We start from the raw sequence: 25569 nt of genomic DNA, 5'->3' as shown, positions 1-25569 counted from the left end.
ACCTATGAAACACACTCTGATTCACCTAAATACCAGCCCTTATTCTAGCCTAGCGTGCAAAGAAGGCCTTGATCTCGCCTTGGTATTGGCCACCTTTGAACAACCTGTCGACTTGTGTCTATCTGGCGCCGCTTTAGCCCTCTTAACAGACGACCAACAGCCGACCGTAGAGCACGGTAAAAATCTTCACAAGCTACTGGCAGGACTAGAGTTTTACGACATCGAAAACGTTTTCATCGAGGCCAATTCAGGGCTAGACAACACCAAGACTTGGCAAGGCGTTCAGCCGCTTAATCAGGCAGAATGGCAAGCAATGTTCTCCCACTATCAACAAGTTTTCCGGTTTTAATCATGCGACTTCATCAAATCAATCAACTTACCTACCCTGAACCACTGGAAAGCACATGGCAAAATAGCTTGCAAACCAATGATCAGGTATTACTGATAGAAAGTGGGATTTTGCGTACTGTCCAGAATGCCGCACCCCTACAAACAGCCATTGAGACAAAAAACACTCAACTCTACTATTTGCAAAGTGATGCTGTAGCGTATGGGATATCGCCAAAAATTGGCATTGGGCTATCGGATCAAGAGTGGGTGGATTTAACCTTTGCCGCCGAAGCGAACATTAGTTGGTAACCAATATGACAGACACAACCGCCGTTTTAGATGAAGAAGGTTACTTGCTCAATCTACAAGATTGGACACCCGAACTTGCCCATCAATTAGCACAAGACGTTGACATTGCACTAACGGAAGCCCATTGGGAAATCATTTATATATTGCGTGATTTTTACCAAGAATATGAAGTATCGCCAGCTATGCGCCCATTGGTCAAAGCCGTGAGCAAAAAACTTGGGGCCGAAAAAGGTCGAAGCATTTATCTAATGACCTTATTTCCCGGCAGCCCCCCTAAGCTAGCTGCTAAAATTGCCGGCCTCCCAAAACCTGCGAATTGCTTGTAGGTCCGCATTTATGCCGACAAAAAACCATGTAGGTCGGCCTTTAGGCCGTCAAAAGCCGGATGACACCAAACCAAAAACCTTGACGCGCTAAAGCACGATCTACAACAATCCATCAAGCCACTACTAATATTTTCCGTACCACTCTAATTTTTTCTGCAAGGTCACCACTTCACCGATAATCAACAAAGCGGGAGATTTGGCTTCATTCTCTATAGATACACCATACACATCTTGGATCGTCGAGGTAAAAACACGCTGCTCACTCGTCGTGCCTTTCTCTACAATCGCGACTGGCATCGATGGACTCATACCAAATCGGATCAATGATTGACTGATGTCTTTTAAGCCCGTTAAGCCCATGTAGATAACCAAGGTCTGTGCAGGATGAACCAATTCTTCCCAAGGCAAATCCGTTGTACCGTCTTTTAAATGCCCCGTTAAAAAACGCACAGATTGCGCGTAGTCACGATGGGTCAAAGGAATGCCCGCGTAAGCCGCGCATCCGGCCGCAGCAGTCACACCTGGCACTACCTCAAAAGGCACACCCTCTTCAATTAACTCCTCAAGCTCCTCACCACCGCGCCCAAATATAAAAGGGTCACCCCCTTTGAGACGCACTACCATGTGGCCTTCTTTCGCCTTAGCGGCAAGTAGGCTGTTAATTTCTTCTTGCGGAAGACTGTGCAAAGACTTGGCCTTTCCAACATACATTTTTTCTGCAGATTCAGGAATGAGTTCGATAATTTCTTTACCAACCAAGCGATCATATAGCACCACGTCCGCTTGTTTTAATAATCGATACGCTTTCAGCGTCAATAACTCTGGATCGCCTGGACCCGCACCAATCAAATAGACCTTGCCCGTCATAGTTTTCTGTTTTCCACTTCATATAAAAAAAGCCTCTAAGAAGCTTTTTCATTTAAAACCGATCGCACGTCAGCGCAAAAGCACCCTAAAACAAAAGCGTTAGGCTTTCTTTAACAGTGTTTTTCCGCCCATATAAGGCACCAATACATCAGGAACACGCACGCTACCGTCGGCATTTTGGTAATTTTCAAGTACGGCAACCAGTGTACGACCCACCGCCAAACCTGAACCATTCAAGGTATGTGCCAATTCTGGCTTACCGGTTTCAGGGTTACGCCAGCGCGCTTGCATGCGACGTGCTTGGAAATCCCACATATTAGAGCAAGAAGAAATTTCACGGTACTTGCCCTGACCGGGCAACCACACTTCAATGTCATAGGTTTTATGGGCAGAGAAACCAAGATCACCACCGCATAAAATTACGGTACGATAGGGAAGCTCAAGCTTCTTCAAAATCACTTCCGCATGCCCAACCAACTCTTCAAGCACTTGCTCGGACATATCTGGACGACAAACGTGCACCAGTTCTACTTTTTCAAACTGATGTTGACGAATCATGCCACGCGTGTCACGACCATAGCTGCCAGCCTCACTACGGAAACAAGGCGTATGGGCGACAAATTTTTTGTGTAAATCCGCATCATTAAGAATTTCATCACGCACCAAATTGGTGACCGGCACTTCTGCCGTTGGGATCAAATAAAAATCATTGTTCCCACTGTCTTTATCCACTGGCACCTTAAACAGATCCGCCTCAAACTTAGGCAGTTGCCCCGTTCCTTTTAGCGACGCTGCATTGACCAAATAAGGCACATACACTTCTGAATACCCATGAAGATCAACGTGAGTATTGATCATGAATTGTGTTAGAGCACGATGTAGACGCGCTAAATCAGAATGCATCACAGCGAAACGAGAACCGGTAATCTTTACAGCCGCTTCGAAATCTAACATTTCCATGGCTTCGCCAAGATCCACATGATCCTTAGGCTCAAACTCAAACTGCTTCGGCTCACCCCAACGACGAATCTCTACGTTGTCGTCTTCAGACTTACCTTCTGGCACAGAAGCATGAGGAATATTCGGAATACCTTCCAAGAAGCTTTCCATCGCATCTTGTATCTGTGTCAGCTGAATCTTAGCCGCTTCAAGGTCATCACCTAAGGTGGCGGTTTGTGCTTTTAGCTCTGCGGCCTTATCTTTGCCGCCAGACTTCATCGCCTGACCAATTTCTTTGGATACCGAGTTGCGAGCTTGCTGCAGCTGTTCCGTTTCTACTTGAATGGCTTTACGACGCTCCTCTAAGGAAGAAAAGGTCGCCACGTCCAACTCGTAGCCTTTCTTTTTAAGTTGAGCCGCAATGGCATCTGGGTCAGTGCGCAAGGCTTTAATGTCTAACATCTCGGCAACAATATCCTTCAAACAGTCTATAAAAATAAATTAGGGTGTCTTCAATCTAGCATAGAAATCAGAATGCACGAGTTAACGTCATTCCAATCGCCAAACCAGCCACACCTAAAATGCAGCTTAATAATAAATAGCTTACGGCACTTAGCCAAGCCTGCATATTAATAAGTGACACAATTTCCAACGAAAAAGTCGAAAAAGTCGTAAACGCCCCTAAAAATCCGACCATAACAAGCGGTCGATAAGGTTCAAGTGATGGCATGCGCTCGCTTATCAGAACAAACGCCACGCCCATTAGCACACTGCCCAATACATTAATCAGCATGGTGGCAAAGGGAAAATAATGATGCCAATAGGTATTCACCCATTTCGTCATGCCATAACGACTCAAGGCACCAAAAGCACCACCAAAAGCAATCATAAAATACATCATGTGCGTCTCTCTCGCGTGTCTTTTACAGGAACAAATCAGATCACTACAAACCTTAGGACTCGTAACGTCGCAGTGGGCTTTGAGCGTCTAGATTCTCCAACCAAGTCAATTTATCAGAGATTTTTTTCTCTAAACCGCGGTCAGTTGGCTGATAATAACGCATCTCGGCCAATTCCTCTGGCAAATAATTCTCACCCGCCGCATACGCATGTTCTTCGTTATGAGCATAGCGATATTCATCACCATGCCCCATGCTTTTTGCCAATGAGGTCGGCGCATTACGCAAATGCACAGGCACCTCGTAACTGGGTTGCGCAGCGACGTCCGCCATGGCCTGATTAAAGGCTTTATAAACAGCATTACTTTTAGGCGCACACGCCATATACACGGCCGCTTGGGCAATGGCACGATTCCCCTCCCCCGGTCCCACACGCTCAAAAACATCCCAAGCATTTAAACCAATTTGCAAGGCACGAGGATCCGCATTGCCAATATCTTCTGAAGCAATCGCCAATAAACGCCGTGCGATATACAAAGGATCACAGCCGCCATCTAGCATGCGCGCCATCCAATATAAGGCGCCATCTGGCGAAGAACCACGAACCGACTTATGAAAAGCAGAAATTTGATCGTAAAACACATCCCCTTTACGATCAAAACGACGCACACTGCCGCCTAATACATCTTCTAGCTGCTCTTGAGTGACCTTGCTTCCGGGCTCCACAAGATCAGACAATATCTCTAAGAAATTCAGCCCACGTCGAATATCCCCATCCGCCGCTTGAGCCAACACAGACAGAAAGTAATCGTTTATTTGCAAGCCACCAGAGAAAGCATTGGCAGCCAGACCTTTCTGATGATCTTGTAACGCCCGCAGGAGAGCACACTTTACTTCGTCAACACTCGGCGTTTTTAAACGATACACTCGCGCTCTCGACAATAACGCTGAATTTAATTCAAAAGCGGGATTTTCCGTGGTGGCACCAATAAACAAAAAGGTGCCATCTTCAATAAAAGGCAAGAAAGCATCTTGTTGAGATTTATTAAAACGGTGCACTTCGTCAACAAATAAAACCGTTTGAGTGCCGTTCATCATGCGCAATTGCTTCGCCTGATCTACCGCCGCACGAATGTCCTTGACCCCAGACATGACCGCTGAAATCTCAATAAACTGAGCATCAAGGGCGTGGGACAACAACTGAGCAAAGGTGGTTTTCCCCACCCCAGGCGGTCCCCATAGAATAAAAGAATGGCAATGACCTGTTTCAACCATTCTTCGCAATGGCTTTCCCGGACCGACCAAATGCGACTGCCCAATGTAATCATCAAGACTGACAGGTCGCATTCTCGCTGCCAAAGGCTGATATGCCTCGGCAGGTATGTCCGAAAAAAGATCTTTCATTACTGGCCTTCTACTATCACATCCACATTGTCAGGCAAATCTAAAATGAAATTCTCTTTTGCAACGCCTTCATGAGTCTCAACATTTTTAAACTCAATCACCGTTGTCTGACCCAAAGAATCCAAAATACTCATGGCACTAATGACTTTATTTCGAAAAGACAAAGTCAGTGTCTGAAAGAGATCCTGATTCTCTTTTGGCGTTAAACGAAACTTTTCATCACCCAACGCCGTCACGTTGTAATGAGGAAGAACGTCTGCTGCGGGTTGCCCTAACAGCGCGGCCGGAGAGTTCCCTACGGTACCCGATAGCGGTTTCTTGGTCGCCTGCTCTAAATCCACATCCCAAATCGTAACTGTTTTACCGTCAGAGATGATACGCTGCGCAAAAGGCGTGACACTGTCCCAAACAAATTGATTAGGTTGCGCAAGCAGGAAGACACCTTCACTCACTTGTAACTGCTTGCCTTTCTCATCATACGTAACCTGTCGAAACTCACCCTCAATGTTTCGATTTGACTCTAACAAATTTTCTATTGAGCCAGCCTCTTCCGCTTGAGCGCTTGCCACTTGAGCTGCGATGATGACAACAAACATAATCACAGTGACGATTTTATTTAACAAAATGACTCTCCACTAACACATTAAAAAGGTAATGCCCCACAATACAAGAACACCAAATTGACGCTTTTATTCTGGAATCAAAATATCACGCTGACCATTGGTTCCCATTGGTCCAACTAAGCCCGCCGCCTCCATAGACTCAACCAAATTAGCCGCCCTGTTGTACCCTATTTTAAGACGACGTTGAATAGAGGAAATAGAGGCTTTACGCGTTTCAATGACAATTTTCACGGCTTCGTCATAAAGTGCGTCTTTATCTTCACTATCCTCTCCTGACATCAGATCTTCTGGGTTCACCACCACATCTTGAATGTAGTCTGGCTCCCCTCGCTGTTTCCACTCTTCCACCACCGCATGCACCTCTTCATCGGAAACAAAGGCACCATGCACTCGAATTGGCGTTGGCAAACCAGCAGGAAGATACAACATATCCCCCATACCCAGCAGCTGATCCGCACCACCCTGATCAAGAATGGTTCGTGAGTCTATTTTTGACGACACCTGAAACGCCATACGAGTTGGAATGTTGGCTTTAATCAAACCCGTAATAACGTCTACCGAAGGGCGCTGAGTCGCCAAGATTAAATGAATGCCTGCCGCACGGGCTTTTTGAGCAATTCGCGCAATCAACTCTTCTACTTTTTTGCCCACTATCATCATCATGTCAGCAAACTCATCAACGATGATAACAATGTAAGGCAAAGGCTCTAAATGGGGCACGGTACGCGCTACACCGTCTTCTGAAAACATGGCCATCTCAGGCTGCCATAATGGGTCTTGAATGGGTTTACCTGCTTCAATCGCATCACGGACCTTCTTGTTATAACCCGCAATATTTCGCACCCCTAACTTGGACATCAGCTTATAACGACGCTCCATCTCATCGACAGACCAGCGCAACCCGTTAGCAGCGTCTTTCATGTCTGTGATAACAGGGGTCAAAAGATGAGGAATGCCTTCGTAAATGGACAATTCCAACATTTTCGGGTCCACCATGATCATACGCACTTCATCCGGAGTGGATTTGAGTAGCATACTCAGAATCATGGCGTTCACACCAACCGATTTACCTGACCCTGTCGTACCAGCAACCAGCACATGGGGCATTTTGGCAAGATCGACCACAACAGGCTCACCAGAAATATCGTGACCTAACGACAATGTCAGGGGCGAAGAGGATCTATCATAGGCCTCGCAATTAATCACCTCTGAAAAATAAACGGTGTCGCGAACCTGATTCGGAATCTCTATGCCTATGGTGGATTTACCCGCAATCACTTCAACCACGCGCACACTCATCACACTTAACGAACGCGCAAGATCTTTCGCCAAATTGGTAATACGAGACACTTTTACACCCGGTGCAGGCTGGATTTCAAAACGCGTAATCACCGGACCTGGATTCACTTCCACCACATCGGCTTTCACCCCAAAGTCCTGAAGACGCTGCTCCAACAACTCGGACAAAGCCAACAGTTCGTCTTCTGAGTAACCACCCTGCTTGGGCTTAGGCGTGGTCAATACCGAACGATCTGGCAACGAATAGGTTTCTACCTTTCTTTTGTTTTCCACTTCATCCGCATAAGGCCCACCCAGCGAATCCAACTGCTTAGCTTCAGACAATGTACGAAACGCGGGTTTATGTGCAGGGGGAACCATGTCTTCACTATCGTGCTGAAACAACTTAGCGTCGGCTTGTTCTTTCGAAATACCAAACGTCATCTCATCTTGTTCGTCTTCCCATGCAACTGGCTTGCTCACCGGGGGCTGCTTGGGAGCCATTGCCTTGTGTTGTGCTGCACTCTCTCTAGGATCGTCCCACGACTCCTCAATATACAGCGTGTCACCAAACTGAATATCATCGTCATGGATAGATAAATCATCTAGACCACTAAACTCTGGCTCCTCATGAACCGTCACCACATCACTTGGGGCGTCTTCTGTGTTGGCAGCTTTTGAACGCGAAAACAACGCAGGCAGACGAAACTTGAATTTTTTAGCTTGCCCGCCATCGTCATAATGCTCGCTGTCAATGCGAACGTCCTCAAATAAGGGATCCGTTTTGGCATGTCCATCGGACGGTACGGTATTTATTGACGGCTCAGTCGCCGCCTTTCTTCGTTTACGAACAATGGCTGGCTCTTCAACTTCCACCTCATCCACAAACAAATCGGCCATTTCGGCACGTTGAGTCGATTTTGCCTCTTGACGGTCAGCCCACTTATGACGGATAAAGACCACCATTTTATAAGCACTCTCACCAAGGCGATCCATTAAATGCAGCCAATGCAATTGAGCCAACAGGGTAAAAGATAAAACAACTAAGGCTAAACTCACCAACGTGGCACCGTCGTAACCTATAAAGCCATACAGCAATGTCCCCAGACCGCGGCCCAATATGCCACCGGATCCGTATTGCAATGAGTATTCCCCCACTGTGTGCAAAAAACACAACACAGAACCAAAGGATAAATACAAAATGCTACCAATAGTGCAAAGCAGCGCATTATTAAGCGGCAATAAAGAATGGGGGTTACGCCATAGAATAATAGCCACCCAAATAAACAGCGGAGGTAAAGAATAAAACAAAGAACCAAAAAAACCCGACACCAAATCCGCAATAACCGCGCCAATGGGGCCCATAGAGTTTTGGATAGCACCACCACTACCGGAATAAAACCAACCCGCATCTTGAGGGCTATAAGAATACGTTGCCAACGCGAAAAAAAACAACATTAGCAAAGCGGCAATAAACGCCGCTTGTTTGGCAAACAATTCCCAAATTGGTGATCGTACCGACTCACTCATTTCTTCTGACAAAACGCGCCTTCCTATCTTATGCTAATCAAAACAAACCACACTCCATCCAGCGGAGCCACAAGTTGGCTAAGCTTACCATAAAAAAAGCCAACCCAAAGGGCTGGCTTTCGCTTTTACTAAGAAAGGCTTTCTCTGATTGAAAAAGCCTTGTAAAGAAAAATCTTAGAAGAAAGTTTTTACACCAACAATAGTACGTTCAACAGTCAAATCACCGTTGTAGTTTTTCACGTAGTAAGTCAAGTCACCAGAAGCCAACTCACCGATGAAGTAAGTGCCATCTTGCTCTGCTTCTAGATCATTTGAGTATTCTAGAGTGAAAGTCAAAGCATCAGTCGCAGCAAGAGCAATCGAAGAGGTCATTTGCTCAACATCAGTTTGGCCTGTCGCGCCTTTCTCGCCCACACCGTAGTTCAAAGACACAGTGAAAGGACCAGATACTGTCTGAATACCTACGTTTGCTGCGTTAGCATCGCCTACAGCGCCACCAGAGATACCTGCTTTGATGAAGCCGAAGTCTTTTTTGTAAGACGCAGCAACACCCACTTCAGAATCTTCTGCTGCAGTTGGAGAAGTAGCTTCTAGAGCAATTGTCAACTCAGGCGTTACTTTGTAACGAACGCCAGTGTTATCAGTATCATTTTTTGCACTCGTTACTAGGTCTACACCATCGAAAATCTCATCCATGCCGTAGAAAGAACCAGTTGCTACTGAGCCATCAAAGCGACCAAAAGACACGGCACCTTGCTTAACATACAATTTCTCGATGCCAATTTTAACGGCTTCGTCGTTTCCGTAACCGGTTTCGCTGTCATCAGTTGTTTTGAACTCAAGCTCAGCGTAAACAAGACCAGTATCAACGTGCAATTCTAGCTCGCCAAGACCAGTACCGTCAGCAGCATCATTCATATTTGCGCTGCTATTGTAAGAAACATACTCAACACCAGCTTCACCAGTAATGATGGCATCAGCAGCGAAAGTGGCAGTAGAAACAGCAGCCGCAACAGCAGATACTGCAAACACAGAAGCAAGTTTAATCGCTTTCATTCAAGATTCCCCTTTATATTATATTGTGTGGCCTTGTAGACCTATTGATAGATTTTCGTCAAACCAAGAAACGTTGCTAAATCAACGACTCATGTATCTTAAAACCGATCGATTTCACTTTTGTGACAATTGCCAAAAAAGCCAGTTATCTTAATTCCCAATACTGCATTCGATTATGCTTTCGAATTACTGTTATGGAATGCATTGATTAAAACCAAGTTTTCTATTATCGGTCAAGCATTCCTTGCACTTTTTTTCTTTTTTTTTTCATCTTGAAGCCTTTTTTGGACAAAAAACACCCAATAAAGACAACGAAGAACATTTTTTTTCGTTTATTCATGCACAGTTCAATCAATTGAGCATGAGATTGTGTCAGCAAGTCGCAAGTCTAATATTTTTTTTTACTTAATTCGACCCACTTATCCTATTTAACGGATCGGAAACTTATTTCTTTAATTTTTTTATGCGCTTTTAAGGTTTTTTTTCATAGACTTTTTTTTCGTCGGTCGTTTTAATAAATACTCACCACACAATGCTGTAAAACGAGATCCATCAGGATAATCCTCACCCTATGCAAACCTCTACCACCGATTCAGATACCGATGACACACAAGAGCTCGTTTTACTCACCGAGTCGCCCTACGACACACCAAATCCAAGCAAAGCATTACAAGACCCTGAGGGCTTATCAGCCATTGGAGGAGACCTATCTACCACGCGATTAATCCATTTATACAGCAAAGGGTTTTTCCCATGGTTCAGTGATCCAGACCCTATTCTATGGTGGCATCCTAGACAGCGATGCGTACTAAAACCCGCCGATTTCCATCTTTCAAAATCACTCAAAAAAGCCCTTAAAAAAATAGACCAAACCGCGTCAAAGCATGAGCAATGGTTTTTTTCAATAAACCAAGATTTCTCTGCCGTGATCAATCATTGCGCGGGGTTAAGGGTCAACAAAGAAGGAACGTGGATATCAAAAGACATCAAAACCGCTTATCAAAAGTTGCATAAATTGGGCTACGCCCACTCCATTGAAATATGGCAAAATGAAACACTTATTGGGGGTTTTTACGGCATCGCGATGGGGAACATGTTCTTTGGCGAATCCATGTTTTCGCTGGTTCCCAACGCCTCAAAAGTGGCCCTAAAGCTTTTTTGCGAACTCGCACAAAACTGCCATATCGAACTCATCGATTGCCAAGTCGAATCAAAGCATTTGCTTTCGCTGGGTGCCAAATTAATCGAGCGAGAAGTGTTTTCAAAACAATTGGAGCAACTCATACCCGCCACAACAACCAACCCAGCACTCATTCAACTGGGGCAAAAAACACAAAAACAACGCATTTAAGCAAGAGGATCACTAAAAATAGAGGCGATAAGCGCACAACTAGGTTTGCCTTACGCTGCGTTTTTAGGCAAAATACGCTCGATCAAAATTCAGGCGTTGCTTAATGCACGTGATAATTAGTGCCTAACCGATAAAAAGCAGCACTAAACTGACAAAAGTAGCGCGACACACTGTAACAGCGGCGCCTACTAAATGAGAGCTTTGCAGGACGTTAAGTCGTGCAAAGCTCTCTAAATGTAAGTATTAACACCATAGGACACTTATTGTGGCAAAAGAAGAAGGCTTAGAAATGGAGGGCACTATCATTGATACGTTGCCTAATACCATGTTCCGTGTCGAATTAGAAAACGGACACGTTGTAATTGCTCATATCTCTGGAAAAATGCGTAAAAACTACATTCGTATTTTGACTGGCGATAAGGTAAAAGTTGAGTTAACACCATACGATCTTTCAAAAGGCCGTATCGTGTACCGTGCTCGTTAATATTAAGTAGCCTTCAATCGGCCTACTTAAATCGATGACATAAAAAAACCGGACTGAGTCCGGTTTTTTTATGTCTCTAATACCTGTAGGTCGGCCTTTAGGCCGTCAAAAGCCCGATAACACCAAACCAAAAACCAATCCCATGTAGGTCGGCCTTTAGGCCGTCAAAAGCCTGATAACACCAAACTAAAAACCAATCCCATGTAGGTCGGCCTTTAGGCCGTCAAAAGCCCGATAACACCAAACTAAAAACCTTGACGCGCTAAAGCGCAACCTACAAGCTCAATAGAATTCGTTTTGTGACCGTTTAATGAACCACCTCTTCTTTGATCACTTCGAATTTCAGTTCATCACTTTTCTCATCCAAAGCCACTTTAACATGACCACCTTCATGCAGATCACCAAACAGTATCTTATCCGCTAACGGCTTTTTCAGATGCTCTTGAATGACCCTAGCCATTGGACGTGCGCCCATTTGACGATCGTAGCCTTTGTTTGCTAACCAGCCTCTGGCGGTGTCTGAGACCTCCAACAAGACGCCTTTAGGATCCAATTGAGCCTGCAGCTCCACCAAGAACTTATCCACGACATTAAAGATAATGCGTTCGTCTAACTGCTGGAATTGAATCACCGCATCAAGACGGTTTCTAAATTCAGGTGTGAACGTGCGATTAATCACTTCCATGCCATCGGTAGAGTTATCTTGACTCGAGAAGCCTATCGAACGACGCGCTAATTCTTCTGCTCCCGCATTCGATGTCATCACTAAGATCACGTTGCGGAAATCCGCCTTACGCCCGTTGTTATCGGTCAAAGTACCGTGATCCATTACCTGCAACAGCAAGTTAAAGACTTCTGGGTGCGCTTTTTCAATTTCATCCAACAACACCACACTGTGTGGGTTCTTAGTCACGGCTTCCGTTAACAAACCGCCTTGATCAAACCCCACATAACCTGGAGGAGCGCCGATCAAGCGAGACACCGCATGTCGTTCCATATATTCCGACATATCAAAACGAATTAACTCCAAGCCCAACTGTTTAGCAAGTTGCTTAGTGACTTCGGTTTTACCGACGCCCGTTGGCCCAGCCATGAGGAAAGAACCAATTGGTTTTTGCTCTGCTTTCAATCCCGCACGCGACAACTTGATCGCTGAGGACAAAGAATCAATGGCTTTATCTTGTCCAAACACCACCATTTTCAAGTTGCGCTCTAAATTAGACAACACTTGTCTATCATCAGAGTTAACCGCCCTCACAGGCACCCGAGCAATCTTAGAAACGATGTCTTCAATATCGGCAACCGTGATAATGGCCTTACGCTTGCCTTCTGGTTGCAAACGCTGATAAGCACCCGCCTCGTCAATAACATCAATGGCTTTGTCTGGCATGTGGCGATCGGTCACATAACGCTGCGCCAATTCTGCCGCTGCCAACAAAGCAGGCTCTTCATATTTCACCTTATGATGTTCTTCAAACGCCCCGATAATGCCTTTCAGAATTTGATACGTATCGTCTACGCTTGGCTCATTGACGTCGATTTTCTGAAAACGACGAGCCAAAGCGTGGTCTTTTTCAAACACACCGCGAAACTCTTGGAAAGTGGTTGAACCAATACAGCGTAGACCACCAGAGCTAAGCACGGGTTTAAGCAAATTGGAGGCATCCATAACACCACCAGAGGCCGCACCCGCACCAATAATGGTGTGAATTTCATCGATAAACAAAATAGCGTTGGGCAGTTTTTTCAAATCGCCTAATAATTGTTTAAGACGCTTTTCAAAATCCCCACGATATTTTGTGCCTGCGAGTAAAGCCCCTAAATCAAGCGAATAAACAACGCCATCCGCAATCACATCAGGAACCTGTCCATCTACGATTCGTTTTGCTAGGCCCTCAGCAATCGCTGTTTTACCCACTCCGGACTCGCCCACAAGCAAGGGGTTATTTTTACGACGACGCGAAAGGGTTTGTATCACCCGCTCGACTTCGTATTCTCGACCAATTAGCTTATCGATTTTCCCAGCTTTGGCTTCTTCGTTTAGGTTGGTCGCAAACTTTTGCAACGGCGCCGCGACGGAATCGTCTGCTTCGTCATCGTGTTCCGCTTCATGCGAGGAAGAGTCACCTAGTTTAGAAATACCATGAGCCACGTAGTTAACCACATCAATACGCGCCACGCCGTGACGCTTCAATAGGTAAACCGTTTGGCTTTCTTGCTCACTAAAAATAGCCACCAATACGTTAGCACCAGTCACTTCTCGTTTACCTGATGACTGAACATGGAAAACAGCACGCTGCAATACGCGCTGAAAACCTAACGTAGGCTGCACTTCACGCTCATCATCGTTTTCTGGAATCAACGGTGTTGTACTGTTTACAAATTCCTCAAGCTCCCGACTTAAGGTTTCTAAATTAACACCACATGCTTTTAGGACGCTTGAAGCAGCGCCATTTTCAATAAGAGCGAGTAATAGATGCTCTACCGTCATGAATTCATGGCGCTTATCACGCGCCGCTTTAAAAGCCATATTCAGGGTTTGTTCTAGTTCTTTATCTAACATTGCTATTCCCTCACTCTGAATCAGTCGACCTTTTGTAGGTCACACATTAAGGGGTGCTCATTTTGTTCCACGAACTGTTGTACCATTGCGACTTTGGTTTCGGCAATATCAAAAGGGTAAATACCACAAACACCCTTGCCTTTTGTATGCACTTCTAACATTACTTGCTTGGCCTTCTCCCCATCCATAGAAAAAAAACGCTGTAACACAAACACGACAAAATCCATTGGCGTATAGTCATCATTAAACAACACCACCTGATACATGGAAGGTGGTTTTAATTCTGTTTCTTCAGGAGCAATCGCGATATTGGAGTGTCCGTGCTGCTCATCTTCTGATACTAGTCTAATTTGTTGATCTACAATCATCCCATGCCTCTGAGGCTACAATTTTTTACGTAATTTGCCAAACTTGACGCATTACGACTTATATACGCAACACTTAGCTACTTGGATTTTACAAATCCTAAAAGGGCTTCTACGCTCTTTATTGGGGTAACTAAATGTGCAATCAATGTTTATGCTTAAAATTCTAGCATTGATCCAACACAAACAAGTTGCACCTATTTAGTAATCTACGCTATTCGGGTTGAATTTTTAAGGTGCCCAGCAACATCATGGCGCATTTTTGATGATGCAGGCAACCATATGGTTAGACGTTTTACAACGATCAGAGTCGTAAGGAGTAACTCATGTATCACGGATCAGTGAAGTGGTTTAACAACGCAAAAGGCTACGGGTTTATTGTCTCAGAGGATTTTAATGAAGATTTGTTTATTCATTATTCGGCGATCAATGTCGAAGGCTATAAAACCCTCAAAGCAGGACAGACAGTAACATTTAATGTTGAGCCTGGGGAAAGGGGCCTACACGCCATTGAGATTAATCCCACAACAACGAAACAAGAGGATACTCATTCCACCGACAAAAAAGCCCAGCCCGCTTAAAACAGAACGTCATCGCTATCCTCTTACGGATTTGCTATCTTACTCCTCACACTCGAGGAGTAAGATACGTGTTTTTTCGCGTATTTTTTACGCTTTCCGTTCTTCTTAAACATATATAGCACCCATGTCTTCCAACTTAATTTTATTTAACAAACCCTTTCGAGTACTCAGCCAGTTTTCTGCTGAAGGCGATAAATCTACCCTAGCCGACTATATTGACATACCAGAGTTTTACCCTGCTGGGCGGCTAGACTTTGACTCGGAAGGATTATTACTGCTCACGAATCAAGGGGCACTGCAGCATATTATCGCCTCCCCCGACTTCAAACTGCCCAAAACTTACTGGGTTCAAGTGGAAGGAGAAATATCAGACGACGCGTTAGACAAACTAAAACAAGGTGTCGAACTGAAAGATGGGCTGACGAAACCAGCTCATGCTGAACGCATAGTAGAACCTAATATTTGGGAAAGAATACCAGCGGTCAGACACAGGGAGAACATTCCCACTAGCTGGTTGTCGTTGCAAATTCGCGAAGGAAAAAACCGACAAGTTCGTCGAATGACAGCCGCGGTTGGCTTTCCAACACTTAGACTCATTCGCTATGCCATTGGTCCTTATACACTAGAAAACACCCCTGTAGGCCAATGGAATCATATAACACCAACCGATAGTTTATTGAAAGAGGTGACTCATTTTGAAGCACAAAGAAAGAGAAAGACTGCCTCACCTAACCGTCGCCGCTCTGGTGAAAAAGGACCAGCGTTTTCTCATGGTGAAAGAGTGGCAAAACGGCCAGCTCGTCCTAAACCAACCAGCGGGCCACGTCGAAAATAATGAGAGCGTCATCGAAGCCGTGATTCGTGAGACAAAAGAAGAGTCTGGCTGGCTAGTAAAACCCATCGGCTTACTGGGCATTTATGCCTTCACCCCTTATGAAGGGGCCGATACTTTTCATCGCTTGTGTTTTGTCTGTGAAGCCGTGAGTGAAAGCAATGAGCCACTCGATGATGACATCGTTTCTAGCCATTGGTTAAGCTATGAAGAAATACTCGAGTTACCTCATCGTAGTCCGTTAATTCGTGCCTGCATTGAAGATTCATTTAATAACCCCATTATTCCTTTAAGCTTTTTGTCCGATCAGTTTCTTCGGCCTATGCCGACACTAAGAAAGTGATACAATAGCAAATATTACATTCATTTGAGGCTGCGCCTCTTCGCTTTACGAATAACAGTCGAGACACAACAACGCATGAAAGAAAGCCCTACTGCGAACATCGCAAACCATTCAAAAAAAGTCATCGTCGGTATGTCTGGCGGTGTTGATTCCTCTGTGTCTGCACTTATCTTGATGCAGCAGGGCTATCAGGTTGAAGGTCTGTTCATGAAGAACTGGGACGAAGACGATGGTACAGAATATTGCACAGCCAAAGACGATCTTGCAGATGCACAAGCGGTATCGGATAAATTAGGCATCAAACTGCACACAGCCAACTTTGCCGCAGAGTATTGGGACAATGTGTTCGAGCATTTCCTAGCAGAATACAAAGCTGGACGTACACCCAATCCAGATATTTTATGCAACAAAGAAATTAAATTTAAAGCCTTTTTAGAATACGCCATGGCACTGAACGCTGACTACATAGCCACAGGCCACTATGTTCGCCGCGGTGAAAAAAACGGCGAACCTTTATTATTAAAAGGCTTAGATGGCAATAAAGATCAAAGCTACTTTTTATACGCTGTTGGGAAAGATGAAATTGCCAAAACCCTCTTTCCCGTTGGTGAACTTGAAAAGCCTGAAGTGCGTCGTTTAGCCGAAGAATTTGGTCTAGTGACTCACAACAAAAAAGACAGTACTGGCATTTGTTTTATTGGCGAGCGCCGCTTCAAAGACTTCTTAGAGCAATATTTGCCTGCTCAACCTGGTGATATAGAAACCCTCGAAGGCGATAAAATTGGCCGCCATCATGGGTTGATGTACCACACTATTGGGCAACGCCAAGGCTTGGGTATTGGTGGTCTCGCAAAGTATTCTGACGATCCTTGGTATGTGGTGGAAAAAGATCTGGAACGCAATGTGTTGAAAGTGACACAAGGTGGACAACACGAATCCTTGTTTAAAACACACTTAATTGCCGACAATTTCGATTGGGTTGCAAGGACAAAACCCACCTTCCCTCTCACCTGCAAAGCCAAGTGCCGCTATCGCCAAGCAGACCAAGATTGTACCATCACAGAGCTTGCTGATGGCCGTGTTGAAGTGTCGTTTATCGAGCCGCAACGAGCCATTACACCGGGTCAATCTGTGGTGTTTTACCTAGACGATGTGTGTCTTGGTGGTGGCATCATCAACGTCGCTTTTAACAAGTAATTATTGAGAGAAAAAACGTGAGTAGTAGAGAAAAAGAGCAAACCATCGCCCTATCCGCTGTGTTTCAGGCCGCGGAATTGGTGTCCATTTTGGCAAAAACCGGGCAAGTCGATAACGCCAGCTTACAACCATTACTAGACAGCATTTTAATGGTTAGCGCCGCCTCTACAGAAGACATTTATGGTGGGCAATGGGATTGCTCAAGCAACCTTGGACTAGGCCGGAAAATTACCCGACAGGCGCTAGGAAAAGAACGCAGCAGCGTTAATCCAGATACGCTACGGTACGCTCTTAGCCTTATCCATCTTGAAAACAAGCTTTCTAAAGCTCCTGAGATGCTCTCTATCATTGGCCAACGCATCCCCCAGATAGAACAGAAGAAAACTCACTACGAAAGCGTTTTACACGAAAATATGCTGGCCTCCATCTCAGGCCTGTACCAAGACACATTAAGCAAACTGCCTTTTCGAATTCAAGTGCAAGGCGACAGTCGATTTTTGCAACAGCCACATGTGGCCAATCAAGTTCGAGCCATCCTCATGGCAGGCATCCGTGCCGCCATGCTATGGCGACAACTCGGCGGCAAACGCTGGCATTTAATCTTTAAGAGAAAAGCCTTATTAAACGCCTTAGACGCACGGAATTAACTATCACACAAAACGATGTAGGTCGCGCCTTCAGGCCGACAAAAAGCTGGTAACACCAAACCAAAACCCTTGACGCGCTAAAGCACGACCTACAAAAAAATAGGTCGCGCCTTCAGGAGATAACTGAAATCAATTTTGAGTATATCTCAAGGCCAATATCTTAAAAGTGGTTTTTTAAGTTACTATACGGCACAAATTTTTAAATCTGTAAACCAGTTTTCTGCTCAAAAGATTTAAATAAGGGAATGGCGGCGAAAAGTCATCTTCGATTCAAATAGGCAACTAGCCTTAAATGTTAGGGGAATTATATGTCGAAACAAACCATCTATTACACGTTGACCGATGAAGCACCAGCACTCGCGACAGCATCTTTGCTGCCAATCTTTGGCGCGTTTGCAAAAGAAGCGGATATTGAACTAAAACTTACCGATATTTCTTTAGCAAGCCGCATTATTTCTGCGTTTTCGGATCGTTTGCCTGCAGACAAACAAGCAGAAGACGGCCTAAAGTTCTTAGGTGACCTCACCGCGGACCCACAAGCGAACATCGTAAAACTGCCTAACATTAGTGCGTCTTTGCCACAACTTAACGCCGCCATCAAAGAACTGAACGCTGAAGGCTACGATCTTCCAGAATACCCTGAAAACCCACAAACCGACGAAGAAAAAGACATTCAAGCACGCTACTCAAAAGTACTTGGTAGCGCAGTAAACCCTGTTCTACGTCAAGGTAACTCTGACCGTCGCGCACCAGCGGCTGTTAAAGGCTTCGCTCGCAAAAACCCTCACTCAATGGGCAAATGGAGCAAGACCTCTGTTTCTCACGTTGATTACATGCGTGAAGGCGATTTTTACTCTTCCGAGCAGTCCGTTACTATGGATTCCGCTCAAACCGTTAAAATTGAGTTTGTTGGTCAAGACGGTTCTGTCGAAGTGAAAAAATCACTTCCGCTTCTTGCTGGCGAGATCATCGACAGCATGAATATCAGCACTAAAAAGCTTCGCGCTTTCTTTGAAGCAACATTACAAGAAGCGAAAGAAGACAACATCATGTGGTCTGTGCATTTAAAAGCCACCATGATGAAAGTCTCTCACCCAATCGTATTTGGTCACGCAGTAACCGTTTTCTATAAAGACGTTTTCGAAAAATACGGCGAACTTTTCAAAGAAATTGGCGTTAACCCAAACAACGGTCTAGGCAGCGTTTACGATAAAATCAAAACACTTCCTGAAGCGAAACAAGAAGAAATCAAGCAAGCTATCCAAGACGTATACAAAGTACGCCCTGAACTTGCCATGGTCGATTCAGACAAAGGCATCACGAACCTTCATGTACCAAGTGACGTCATCGTTGACGCGTCTATGCCTGCGATGATCCGTAACTCAGGTAAAATGTGGGGCCGTGATGGCAAAGCGCACGACGCAAAAGCCGTTATTCCAGACAGTACTTACGCACGTATCTACCAAGAAACCATTAACTTCTGTAAAACCAACGGTGCCTTTAACCCAGTAACAATGGGGACTGTACCAAACGTTGGCCTAATGGCTCAGAAAGCAGAAGAATACGGCTCTCATGACAAAACATACGAAATGAAAGCCGATGGCGTGATGCGCGTTGTGGATGCAAACGGCAACATCCTGATGCAACACAACGTTGAGAAAGGCGACATCTGGCGCGCTTGTCAAACCAAAGACGCGGCTATTAAAGACTGGGTAAAACTAGGCGTGACTCGTGCTCGTCAATCTGATACTCCAGCGGTATTCTGGTTAGAAGATGCTCGTCCGCACGATAACGAGCTTCGTAAAAAAGTAGAAACTTACCTAAAAGACCACGACACAAGCGGTTTAGACATTCGAATTATGTCCTACAACGAAGCGATCCGTTTCTCTATGGAACGTATTATTCGCGGTAAAGATACCATTTCTGTTACTGGTAATATCTTACGTGATTACCTAACTGACTTGTTCCCCATCTTAGAATTGGGCACCTCTGCAAAAATGCTGTCAATCGTCCCAATGCTAAATGGCGGTGGCATGTACGAAACTGGCGCGGGTGGTTCTGCTCCTAAACACGTTCAACAGCTAATGGAAGAAAACTACCTTCGCTGGGACTCTCTAGGTGAATTCCTGGCAGTAGCGGTATCTTTCGAAGAGCTTGGCATCAAGCAAAACAACGAGAAAGCAAAAATTCTTGCTAAATGTCTAGACAAAGCCACTGGCAAATTGCTCGACACCAACAAGTCCCCTTCTCGTAAAGTTGGCGAAATCGATAACCGTGGTAGTCACTTCTACCTAGCCATGTACTGGGCTCAAGAGCTTGCTGCGCAAACAGACAATACTGAAATGGCGGCGAAATTTGCGCCATTGGCGAAAGCACTGACTGAGAAAGAAGCGACGATCGTTGCGGAACTGACAGCGGTTCAAGGTAAACCAGCAGGTCTGACAGGTTATTACCACATTAACCTAGAAGAAGTCGCTAAGATCATGCGTCCAAGCGCGACCTTCAACCAAGCGTTAGCGTCGCTCTAAGCGAAAACCTGATAGCAATATCAACCAGCCCCGATGCGACTTAAGCCGCATCGGGGCTTTTTTATACCAATCCCACCAGTGAATCTCTGTATTACCTGCGCCCTTTTGCCTATAATAGCCACTCCCTGAAAACCATGTTCGAGGCGTTATCTCAATGGAATTAACTAGCTTAAATGCAATTTCCCCTATCGACGGTCGTTACGGATCGAAAACAAACGTACTACGTCGCTCCGTGAGCGAGTATGGTTTGCTGCGTATGCGAGTCATAGTCGAAGTTCGCTGGCTACAGGCTCTTGCCAAACACCCACAAATTCTTGAAGTGCCAGCCTTGAGCAATGAAGCCAGTGCTTTGTTGGATCAGCTAGCCGATAACTTCAGTGAAGCCGATGCCCAAGCCATTAAAGACATTGAAAAAACCACGAACCACGATGTCAAAGCGGTAGAATATTTCATCAAGAACAAAATGGCTGGAAACGCTGAATTGGCCGCCATCTCAGAATTTGTTCACTTTGCCTGCACTTCCGAAGACATCAACAATTTATCGCATGCCTTGATGTTGCGTGAAGCGTTGGAGGAAGGCATTACTCCTGAGCTTAAAAACGTCATCAAAGCCATTGAAGACCTAGCAATTGAGCACGCAGAGCAATCCATGTTGTCTCGTACGCACGGTCAAACAGCGTCTCCGACAACGGTTGGTAAAGAAATGGCCAACGTTGCGGCACGTTTGAAGCGTCAATTGAAACAAATCGAAAACGTTGAATTTTTAGGCAAAATCAACGGTGCTGTCGGTAACTATAACGCTCACCTTTCCGCTTACCCAGATGTGGATTGGCAAGCACACGCTGAAGCCTTCGTGACGTCTCTCGGCTTGACTTGGAACCCTTATACCACTCAAATCGAGCCGCATGATTACATTGCCGAGCTATACGATGCCATTTGCCGCTTCAACACCATCTTGATCGATTTCGACCGCGACGTGTGGGGCTACATTTCTATGGGTTTCTTCAAGCAAAAAACCATTGCTGGCGAGATCGGTTCTTCTACCATGCCGCACAAAGTTAACCCAATTGACTTCGAAAACTCCGAAGGTAACTTGGGTATTGCGAATGCCATCATGGGGCATTTGAGCGCTAAATTGCCAATTTCTCGTTGGCAGCGTGATCTAACGGACTCTACGGTTCTTCGCAACCTTGGCGTTGGATTGGCTCATAGCTTAATCGCTTACCAAGCAACCCTAAAAGGCATCAGCAAGTTGGAAATCAATGCACCTCGCCTTGAAGCCGACCTTAACAATGCTTGGGAAGTATTGGCAGAACCTATTCAAACGGTCATGCGTCGTTACGGTATTGAGTCGCCATACGAAAAGCTAAAAGAGCTAACCCGTGGCCGCACGATCGACCAAGCGACAATTGAAGCCTTTGTTGACACCCTAGACATGCCAGAGCAGGCAAAAGCAGACCTTAAAAAGCTAACCCCTGCGACTTATATCGGTAACGCCGTTGCACAAGCAAAAGCGATTCGTAACTAAGCCTTACTGTAACAAGTAAATAAAAGGGCCGATTTATCGGCTCTTTTTGCCTTTTAAGCCATTAGCTTCTAAGATCATCACCACTTCTTTTGTTCTTTTAATGAGCGATTTATGACAGACCTAAACACCCCATTGACTATTCTTGGCGGCATGACTGCCCAAACCTTTATCGACGAATATTGGCAAAAAAAGCCGTTATTAATTCGTGGTGGTCTTGTTGATTTCACTCTGCCATTAGAAGCAGATGAACTCGCTGGTATGGCAATGGAAGAAGACATTGAATCTCGTATTGTCATCGAAAACGGAATCAGACCTTGGGAAATGCGCCAAGGCCCTTTTACCGAAGATACTTTTGCGACCCTACCTGAAAAAGAATGGACGCTACTGGTTCAAGCCGTGGACCATTGGGTACCTGAAGTCCAAGCGTTAAAAGAACAATTTGAATTTTTACCAAGCTGGCGCTTAGACGATGTGATGATCAGCTACGCCACAGAAGGCGGCAGTGTTGGCCCTCATTACGATCAATACGATGTGTTTTTAGTGCAAGTATCAGGCAAACGTCGCTGGCAAGTTCTAGCACCAGATGAATACCAGGATTCGGCGATCCCGAACATCAAATTACATATTTTGGATAACTTTCCGGTTAATCCAGACATGGATTGGGAACTAGAAACGGGCGATATTCTGTATTTACCACCGAACTTTGCCCACAATGGCCGCGCATTGGATGATGAATGTATGACCTACTCCATCGGTTTCCGTGCGCCAAGCATGCAGGATGTTTTAACTGGCATTCGCGATAAACTGTGTGAAACAGACAATGTAAAGGACCGTTTTGCAGCGCCAGAAACAGCGGCTCGCCAACACAGCGCGCACATCAGCAAAGATGACATTCAATATTTGCAAACCGAACTGACTCGTCTTATTAACCAGCCTGACCTACTGGCAGAATGGTTAGGGGAAACAATGAGTGAAAGCAAATACCCTGAATACCTTGAGCCACTGAATCAAGAAGAACTAAACAATGCTTTTAACAGCGCAACACAGGGCCAAACCTTCATTCGCCCCGGCGATGCACGTCTTTGCTACTATGCTCAACAAAGTGCTGAAGATAAGGGCAAAATTCGTGTATTTTGTAATGGTGAACACCTACTCGTTGACGCAGAACTAACAGGCTTTGTGGAAGCGGTTTGCCATCAAGTTGAATTCGATTTTTCTGGGCTGGATCTGACACAAAATACCGACCTAGAGCCTCTTGTACGCTTTCTAATTCGTCAGCAAGGACTTATCGAATTGGCGGCGGAAGAATAAAAGCACATTTATTAAGGGAATAACATGAAGGTATTAACATCAGACTGGAACAGTAGCAAAGATCAACTCACCTTTGTGCGCAAACAAGTCTTTATCATCGAGCAAGGCATCGATCCAAAGGACGAATGGGACGAGCTTGATGAGGACGCAGTACACTTTGTGTCTTTTGGTACAACCGCTGTTCCCACAGGAACATGTCGCTTAACAGAGAAGGGTCAAATTGGCCGACTTGCTGTGTTGCCTGCCTATCGCCATCAAGGCTATGGCGAAATGCTATTAACTCGAGCGGTGAAAGTGGCAAGAGAAATGGGCATTCGTAAGGTATTTTTGCATGCCCAAGTTGATGTACAAACCTTCTACGAAAAACAAAATTTCCATACTGATGGCAAAATGTTTTTAGAAGCCGGCAAGATGCACATCCGCATGGAACGCGACATTTAATTGTGATTCATTAAGTTGTAGGCCTGATGAGGGAGGAACGACCGTAATCAGGCGTTGGATTGAGACCATTCGCCGCTATTTTTTTACAGGTAAGTGCCTCGTACCTCGGCTCATCCGGCCTACATTTTATTAAACTGTTCTATTAAACAACCGCAATCAGCTCAACATCAAATTGCAACACAGAGAAAGGTTGAATCATGGCGCCAGCGCCTTGAGCACCGTAAGCCAATTCAGCAGGAATAGTAAGACGGTACTTCGCGCCTTCTTTCATCAACTGAAGACCTTCGGTCCAACCAGCAATAACGCCAGTTAGAGGGAACTCAATAGGTTCACCACGAGCAATAGAGCTATCAAATACTTGACCGTCAATTAGACGACCTTCGTAATGGACACGAACAGTTGATTCACGGCTTGGTGTCGCACCCGTACCTTCTTCCAGTACTTCGAATTGCAAACCACTCTCTGTCGTTTGAACACCGTCTTTGACTTTGTTTGATGCAAGGAAGTCTTCACCGGCTTTTACATTCTCTTCAGATGCTGCACGGCTTTTTTCTTCCATTTTTTGCTGTAGCTCAGCAAAAGCCGCTTCTAGCTCTGCACCAGGAACACGCATTTCAGCGCCATTTAGGGCATCCTCAATCGCAGCGAAAAGATGCGTTAGAGACAATTCACCAAGATCACTACCACGGAGTTGATCACCGATTTGACGACCAATACCGTAGGCGATTTTAGCTTCGTTAGAGTCGAACGACAGTTCTGACATGTTTACTCTCTCTTATTGATTGACTAAAAAATTGGACGCACATCATACCATAAGCAGATCTCATGGGCTTGTTTTTCAAACCAATCACCTACCAAAAACATCGCTTTAAAAATTTATTAATCATCCCCATAGATTTATTAAATGATATTCATTATCATTTAATAAATCGCGATTTACGAGGAGCGTGTTATGAAATCCAAAAACTTTATCCCAGCCCCTAAACAATGTCCTAACAGTAAAAAACCCACGGATTATTGGGGAATGCTGTTTATTGGTTTTATATTGCTATCGTCAATGAGCTGTTTCTTATTTGCAAATCATAGTGATCGACACGCTACCAACCGCTTGTCGGATTCAGCCCATAAAATAAGCAACACGATCATTGATACAGATCAGAGCAACAAAAGTTAAAAAGATTAAGCTTATAGGTACATAAAAAGAGGATCTTGCCATGTTACCTAAAATAAACACCATTATTTATGCTTGCGATCTAGAAGGCAAAACACAAGCGGCTATGGAGCTCGTATTAAGCTTAGCCAATACCCATGGCGCAAAAGTCATATTGATGCACGCGGTAGAGCCACTCAATGCACAGGCAGCCAATATGATTAATAACCACATGTCTGAAGAAGTAAGAGCCGCGATGCGCAAAGACGCTATCAAAGACATCAATACGCGTATGGAAAGACTGCTTTCTGAGTTTATGGAACAATATTCACAAGAGCTGTCTAGCTTAGAGCAAAAACCTGAAACGATGATAGTAAACGGCGTTCCTGCCGAATCGATACAGCGTATTGCCAAAGAAAAAAATGCCGACCTAATCGTCATGAATAGCCGAACACACGGCCGCTTAAGTCAAATGATCATTGGCTCAACTGCGAACAAGGTTATTCACACCAGCTCAATACCCGTGCTTGTTGTGCCAATAAAATAGCCGTTTGTACGATAAAATAGCGTTTCGCTCTAGCCACGTTCACCTCGGTTCGATACACTTACTGTATATATAAAAGGGCTATCCATTTAGAGCAACCAATGTCAATATATAGTGATGATCATAAAATCTTCATCACTCAA

At 45.0% G+C, this 25569-nt stretch carries 26 protein-coding genes; 16 read left to right on the top strand and 10 right to left on the bottom strand.

Annotation, left to right across the window (positions count from 1 at the left end; genetic code table 11):
* The first annotated feature begins 4 nt into the window (after nucleotides 1–4).
* Genes DK187_RS08220 through DK187_RS08210 form a run of 3 tightly spaced genes read left to right on the top strand, consistent with a single transcriptional unit; the run spans nucleotide 5 to nucleotide 965 of the window.
* Nucleotides 5–349 carry a DsrE family protein gene (locus DK187_RS08220; protein WP_111606870.1) on the top strand — a complete coding sequence of 115 codons (345 nt, stop codon included), beginning with the start codon at nucleotides 5–7 and terminating at the stop codon, nucleotides 347–349.
* 2 nt (nucleotides 350–351) lie between these two features.
* On the top strand, nucleotides 352–639 hold the full coding sequence (locus DK187_RS08215) for a DsrH/TusB family sulfur metabolism protein (protein WP_111606869.1): 288 nt from the start codon (nucleotides 352–354) through the stop codon (nucleotides 637–639).
* 5 nt (nucleotides 640–644) lie between these two features.
* Nucleotides 645–965 (top strand): TusE/DsrC/DsvC family sulfur relay protein, encoded by a 321-nt coding sequence (locus DK187_RS08210; RefSeq protein WP_111606868.1) that lies wholly within the window; start codon nucleotides 645–647, stop codon nucleotides 963–965.
* 123 nt (nucleotides 966–1088) lie between these two features.
* On the opposite strand, the gene cobA is transcribed toward DK187_RS08210, so the two are convergent.
* From cobA to DK187_RS08175, 7 genes are all read right to left on the bottom strand, one after another.
* On the bottom strand, nucleotides 1089–1832 hold the full coding sequence (gene cobA, locus DK187_RS08205; protein ID WP_111606867.1) for a uroporphyrinogen-III C-methyltransferase: 744 nt from the start codon (nucleotides 1830–1832) through the stop codon (nucleotides 1089–1091).
* Nucleotides 1833–1931: 99 nt separating this feature from the next.
* Nucleotides 1932–3233: a serine--tRNA ligase gene (gene serS / locus DK187_RS08200; RefSeq protein ID WP_111606866.1), complete on the bottom strand. Its 1302-nt coding sequence runs from the start codon at nucleotides 3231–3233 to the stop codon at nucleotides 1932–1934.
* A gap of 67 nt (nucleotides 3234–3300) precedes the next feature.
* Entirely contained in the window at nucleotides 3301–3672 is a 372-nt protein-coding gene (gene crcB, locus DK187_RS08195; RefSeq protein ID WP_111606865.1) for a fluoride efflux transporter CrcB, read from the bottom strand.
* Between the two features lie 52 nt (nucleotides 3673–3724).
* The gene (locus DK187_RS08190; protein ID WP_111606864.1) at nucleotides 3725–5074 is read right to left on the bottom strand and encodes a replication-associated recombination protein A; all 1350 of its coding nucleotides are present in this window, start codon (nucleotides 5072–5074) and stop codon (nucleotides 3725–3727) included.
* Nucleotides 5074–5697 (bottom strand): outer membrane lipoprotein periplasmic chaperone LolA, encoded by a 624-nt coding sequence (gene lolA, locus DK187_RS08185; protein WP_223232211.1) that lies wholly within the window; start codon nucleotides 5695–5697, stop codon nucleotides 5074–5076. The genes DK187_RS08190 and lolA overlap by 1 nt, the downstream gene beginning before the upstream one ends.
* Nucleotides 5698–5763: 66 nt before the next feature.
* Entirely contained in the window at nucleotides 5764–8517 is a 2754-nt protein-coding gene (locus tag DK187_RS08180) for a DNA translocase FtsK (RefSeq protein WP_373289528.1), read from the bottom strand.
* A gap of 162 nt (nucleotides 8518–8679) precedes the next feature.
* A complete protein-coding gene (locus DK187_RS08175) occupies nucleotides 8680–9561 on the bottom strand; it encodes a hypothetical protein (protein WP_111606863.1) in 882 nt (293 codons plus the stop codon).
* Between the two features lie 571 nt (nucleotides 9562–10132).
* On the opposite strand from DK187_RS08175, the gene aat reads away from it, so the two are divergent.
* Together aat and infA are read left to right on the top strand one after the other, a co-directional pair.
* Nucleotides 10133–10912, top strand: a complete 780-nt coding sequence (gene aat, locus DK187_RS08170; RefSeq protein ID WP_111606862.1) for a leucyl/phenylalanyl-tRNA--protein transferase — start codon at nucleotides 10133–10135, stop codon at nucleotides 10910–10912.
* Nucleotides 10913–11177: 265 nt separating this feature from the next.
* Entirely contained in the window at nucleotides 11178–11396 is a 219-nt protein-coding gene (gene infA / locus DK187_RS08165) for a translation initiation factor IF-1 (protein WP_012070936.1), read from the top strand.
* 307 nt (nucleotides 11397–11703) lie between these two features.
* Here infA and clpA read toward each other — a convergent pair whose 3' ends face one another.
* Nucleotides 11704–13959, bottom strand: a complete 2256-nt coding sequence (gene clpA, locus DK187_RS08160; RefSeq protein WP_111606861.1) for an ATP-dependent Clp protease ATP-binding subunit ClpA — start codon at nucleotides 13957–13959, stop codon at nucleotides 11704–11706.
* A gap of 20 nt (nucleotides 13960–13979) precedes the next feature.
* Nucleotides 13980–14327 carry an ATP-dependent Clp protease adapter ClpS gene (gene clpS, locus DK187_RS08155; RefSeq protein ID WP_111606860.1) on the bottom strand — a complete coding sequence of 116 codons (348 nt, stop codon included), beginning with the start codon at nucleotides 14325–14327 and terminating at the stop codon, nucleotides 13980–13982.
* A gap of 323 nt (nucleotides 14328–14650) precedes the next feature.
* On the opposite strand from clpS, the gene DK187_RS08150 reads away from it, so the two are divergent.
* The 9 genes from DK187_RS08150 (at nucleotide 14651) to DK187_RS08110 (ending at nucleotide 23732) form a co-directional block, all read left to right on the top strand.
* Complete coding sequence (locus tag DK187_RS08150; RefSeq protein ID WP_111606859.1) at nucleotides 14651–14905, top strand: cold shock domain-containing protein; 255 nt, start codon at nucleotides 14651–14653, stop codon at nucleotides 14903–14905.
* Between the two features lie 124 nt (nucleotides 14906–15029).
* Nucleotides 15030–15740: a pseudouridine synthase gene (locus tag DK187_RS08145; RefSeq protein ID WP_111606858.1), complete on the top strand. Its 711-nt coding sequence runs from the start codon at nucleotides 15030–15032 to the stop codon at nucleotides 15738–15740.
* On the top strand, nucleotides 15676–16080 hold the full coding sequence (locus DK187_RS08140) for an NUDIX domain-containing protein (protein WP_111606857.1): 405 nt from the start codon (nucleotides 15676–15678) through the stop codon (nucleotides 16078–16080). Before DK187_RS08145 ends, DK187_RS08140 begins: the two co-directional genes overlap by 65 nt.
* A 75-nt stretch (nucleotides 16081–16155) precedes the next feature.
* The gene (mnmA, locus tag DK187_RS08135) at nucleotides 16156–17277 is read left to right on the top strand and encodes a tRNA 2-thiouridine(34) synthase MnmA (RefSeq protein ID WP_111606856.1); all 1122 of its coding nucleotides are present in this window, start codon (nucleotides 16156–16158) and stop codon (nucleotides 17275–17277) included.
* A gap of 17 nt (nucleotides 17278–17294) precedes the next feature.
* The gene (gene hflD / locus DK187_RS08130) at nucleotides 17295–17924 is read left to right on the top strand and encodes a high frequency lysogenization protein HflD (protein ID WP_111606855.1); all 630 of its coding nucleotides are present in this window, start codon (nucleotides 17295–17297) and stop codon (nucleotides 17922–17924) included.
* A 308-nt stretch (nucleotides 17925–18232) separates the two neighbouring features.
* Complete coding sequence (locus tag DK187_RS08125) at nucleotides 18233–20452, top strand: NADP-dependent isocitrate dehydrogenase (protein WP_111606854.1); 2220 nt, start codon at nucleotides 18233–18235, stop codon at nucleotides 20450–20452.
* 154 nt (nucleotides 20453–20606) lie between these two features.
* On the top strand, nucleotides 20607–21980 hold the full coding sequence (gene purB / locus DK187_RS08120) for an adenylosuccinate lyase (protein WP_111606853.1): 1374 nt from the start codon (nucleotides 20607–20609) through the stop codon (nucleotides 21978–21980).
* 111 nt (nucleotides 21981–22091) lie between these two features.
* Nucleotides 22092–23291, top strand: coding sequence for a cupin domain-containing protein (locus DK187_RS08115; protein ID WP_111606852.1), 1200 nt, complete (start codon nucleotides 22092–22094; stop codon nucleotides 23289–23291).
* Nucleotides 23292–23315: 24 nt separating this feature from the next.
* Complete coding sequence (locus DK187_RS08110) at nucleotides 23316–23732, top strand: GNAT family N-acetyltransferase (RefSeq protein WP_111606851.1); 417 nt, start codon at nucleotides 23316–23318, stop codon at nucleotides 23730–23732.
* 142 nt (nucleotides 23733–23874) lie between these two features.
* On the opposite strand, the gene DK187_RS08105 is transcribed toward DK187_RS08110, so the two are convergent.
* Entirely contained in the window at nucleotides 23875–24495 is a 621-nt protein-coding gene (locus tag DK187_RS08105) for a BamJ family beta-barrel-assembly machinery protein (protein ID WP_111606850.1), read from the bottom strand.
* 189 nt (nucleotides 24496–24684) lie between these two features.
* On the opposite strand from DK187_RS08105, the gene DK187_RS08100 reads away from it, so the two are divergent.
* Together DK187_RS08100 and DK187_RS08095 are read left to right on the top strand one after the other, a co-directional pair.
* Nucleotides 24685–24906 (top strand): hypothetical protein, encoded by a 222-nt coding sequence (locus DK187_RS08100; RefSeq protein ID WP_111606849.1) that lies wholly within the window; start codon nucleotides 24685–24687, stop codon nucleotides 24904–24906.
* Between the two features lie 40 nt (nucleotides 24907–24946).
* Nucleotides 24947–25429 (top strand): universal stress protein, encoded by a 483-nt coding sequence (locus tag DK187_RS08095; protein WP_111606848.1) that lies wholly within the window; start codon nucleotides 24947–24949, stop codon nucleotides 25427–25429.
* The last annotated feature ends 140 nt before the right edge of the window (nucleotides 25430–25569 follow it).

The sequence above is a fragment of the Marinomonas arctica genome, assembly GCF_003259225.1.
Classification (GTDB): domain Bacteria; phylum Pseudomonadota; class Gammaproteobacteria; order Pseudomonadales; family Marinomonadaceae; genus Marinomonas; species Marinomonas arctica.
The sequence above is the reverse complement of the archived record's forward strand: the minus strand, read 5'-3'. Positions and strand labels throughout refer to the sequence as shown.

Excerpts from the sequence above, each read along its gene's own strand:
- DK187_RS08220 (WP_111606870.1), top strand. The coding sequence starts at position 5 with ATGAAACACACTCTGATTCACCTAAATACCAGCCCTTATTCTAGCCTA.
- DK187_RS08215 (WP_111606869.1), top strand. The coding sequence starts at position 352 with ATGCGACTTCATCAAATCAATCAACTTACCTACCCTGAACCACTGGAA.
- DK187_RS08210 (WP_111606868.1), top strand. The coding sequence starts at position 645 with ATGACAGACACAACCGCCGTTTTAGATGAAGAAGGTTACTTGCTCAAT.
- cobA (WP_111606867.1), bottom strand. The coding sequence starts at position 1,832 with ATGACGGGCAAGGTCTATTTGATTGGTGCGGGTCCAGGCGATCCAGAG.
- serS (WP_111606866.1), bottom strand. The coding sequence starts at position 3,233 with ATGTTAGACATTAAAGCCTTGCGCACTGACCCAGATGCCATTGCGGCT.
- crcB (WP_111606865.1), bottom strand. The coding sequence starts at position 3,672 with ATGATGTATTTTATGATTGCTTTTGGTGGTGCTTTTGGTGCCTTGAGT.
- DK187_RS08190 (WP_111606864.1), bottom strand. The coding sequence starts at position 5,074 with ATGAAAGATCTTTTTTCGGACATACCTGCCGAGGCATATCAGCCTTTG.
- DK187_RS08175 (WP_111606863.1), bottom strand. The coding sequence starts at position 9,561 with ATGAAAGCGATTAAACTTGCTTCTGTGTTTGCAGTATCTGCTGTTGCG.
- aat (WP_111606862.1), top strand. The coding sequence starts at position 10,133 with ATGCAAACCTCTACCACCGATTCAGATACCGATGACACACAAGAGCTC.
- clpA (WP_111606861.1), bottom strand. The coding sequence starts at position 13,959 with ATGTTAGATAAAGAACTAGAACAAACCCTGAATATGGCTTTTAAAGCG.
- clpS (WP_111606860.1), bottom strand. The coding sequence starts at position 14,327 with ATGATTGTAGATCAACAAATTAGACTAGTATCAGAAGATGAGCAGCAC.
- DK187_RS08150 (WP_111606859.1), top strand. The coding sequence starts at position 14,651 with ATGTATCACGGATCAGTGAAGTGGTTTAACAACGCAAAAGGCTACGGG.
- DK187_RS08145 (WP_111606858.1), top strand. The coding sequence starts at position 15,030 with ATGTCTTCCAACTTAATTTTATTTAACAAACCCTTTCGAGTACTCAGC.
- DK187_RS08140 (WP_111606857.1), top strand. The coding sequence starts at position 15,676 with ATGGTGAAAGAGTGGCAAAACGGCCAGCTCGTCCTAAACCAACCAGCG.
- mnmA (WP_111606856.1), top strand. The coding sequence starts at position 16,156 with ATGAAAGAAAGCCCTACTGCGAACATCGCAAACCATTCAAAAAAAGTC.
- DK187_RS08125 (WP_111606854.1), top strand. The coding sequence starts at position 18,233 with ATGTCGAAACAAACCATCTATTACACGTTGACCGATGAAGCACCAGCA.
- purB (WP_111606853.1), top strand. The coding sequence starts at position 20,607 with ATGGAATTAACTAGCTTAAATGCAATTTCCCCTATCGACGGTCGTTAC.
- DK187_RS08115 (WP_111606852.1), top strand. The coding sequence starts at position 22,092 with ATGACAGACCTAAACACCCCATTGACTATTCTTGGCGGCATGACTGCC.
- DK187_RS08110 (WP_111606851.1), top strand. The coding sequence starts at position 23,316 with ATGAAGGTATTAACATCAGACTGGAACAGTAGCAAAGATCAACTCACC.
- DK187_RS08105 (WP_111606850.1), bottom strand. The coding sequence starts at position 24,495 with ATGTCAGAACTGTCGTTCGACTCTAACGAAGCTAAAATCGCCTACGGT.
- DK187_RS08100 (WP_111606849.1), top strand. The coding sequence starts at position 24,685 with ATGAAATCCAAAAACTTTATCCCAGCCCCTAAACAATGTCCTAACAGT.
- DK187_RS08095 (WP_111606848.1), top strand. The coding sequence starts at position 24,947 with ATGTTACCTAAAATAAACACCATTATTTATGCTTGCGATCTAGAAGGC.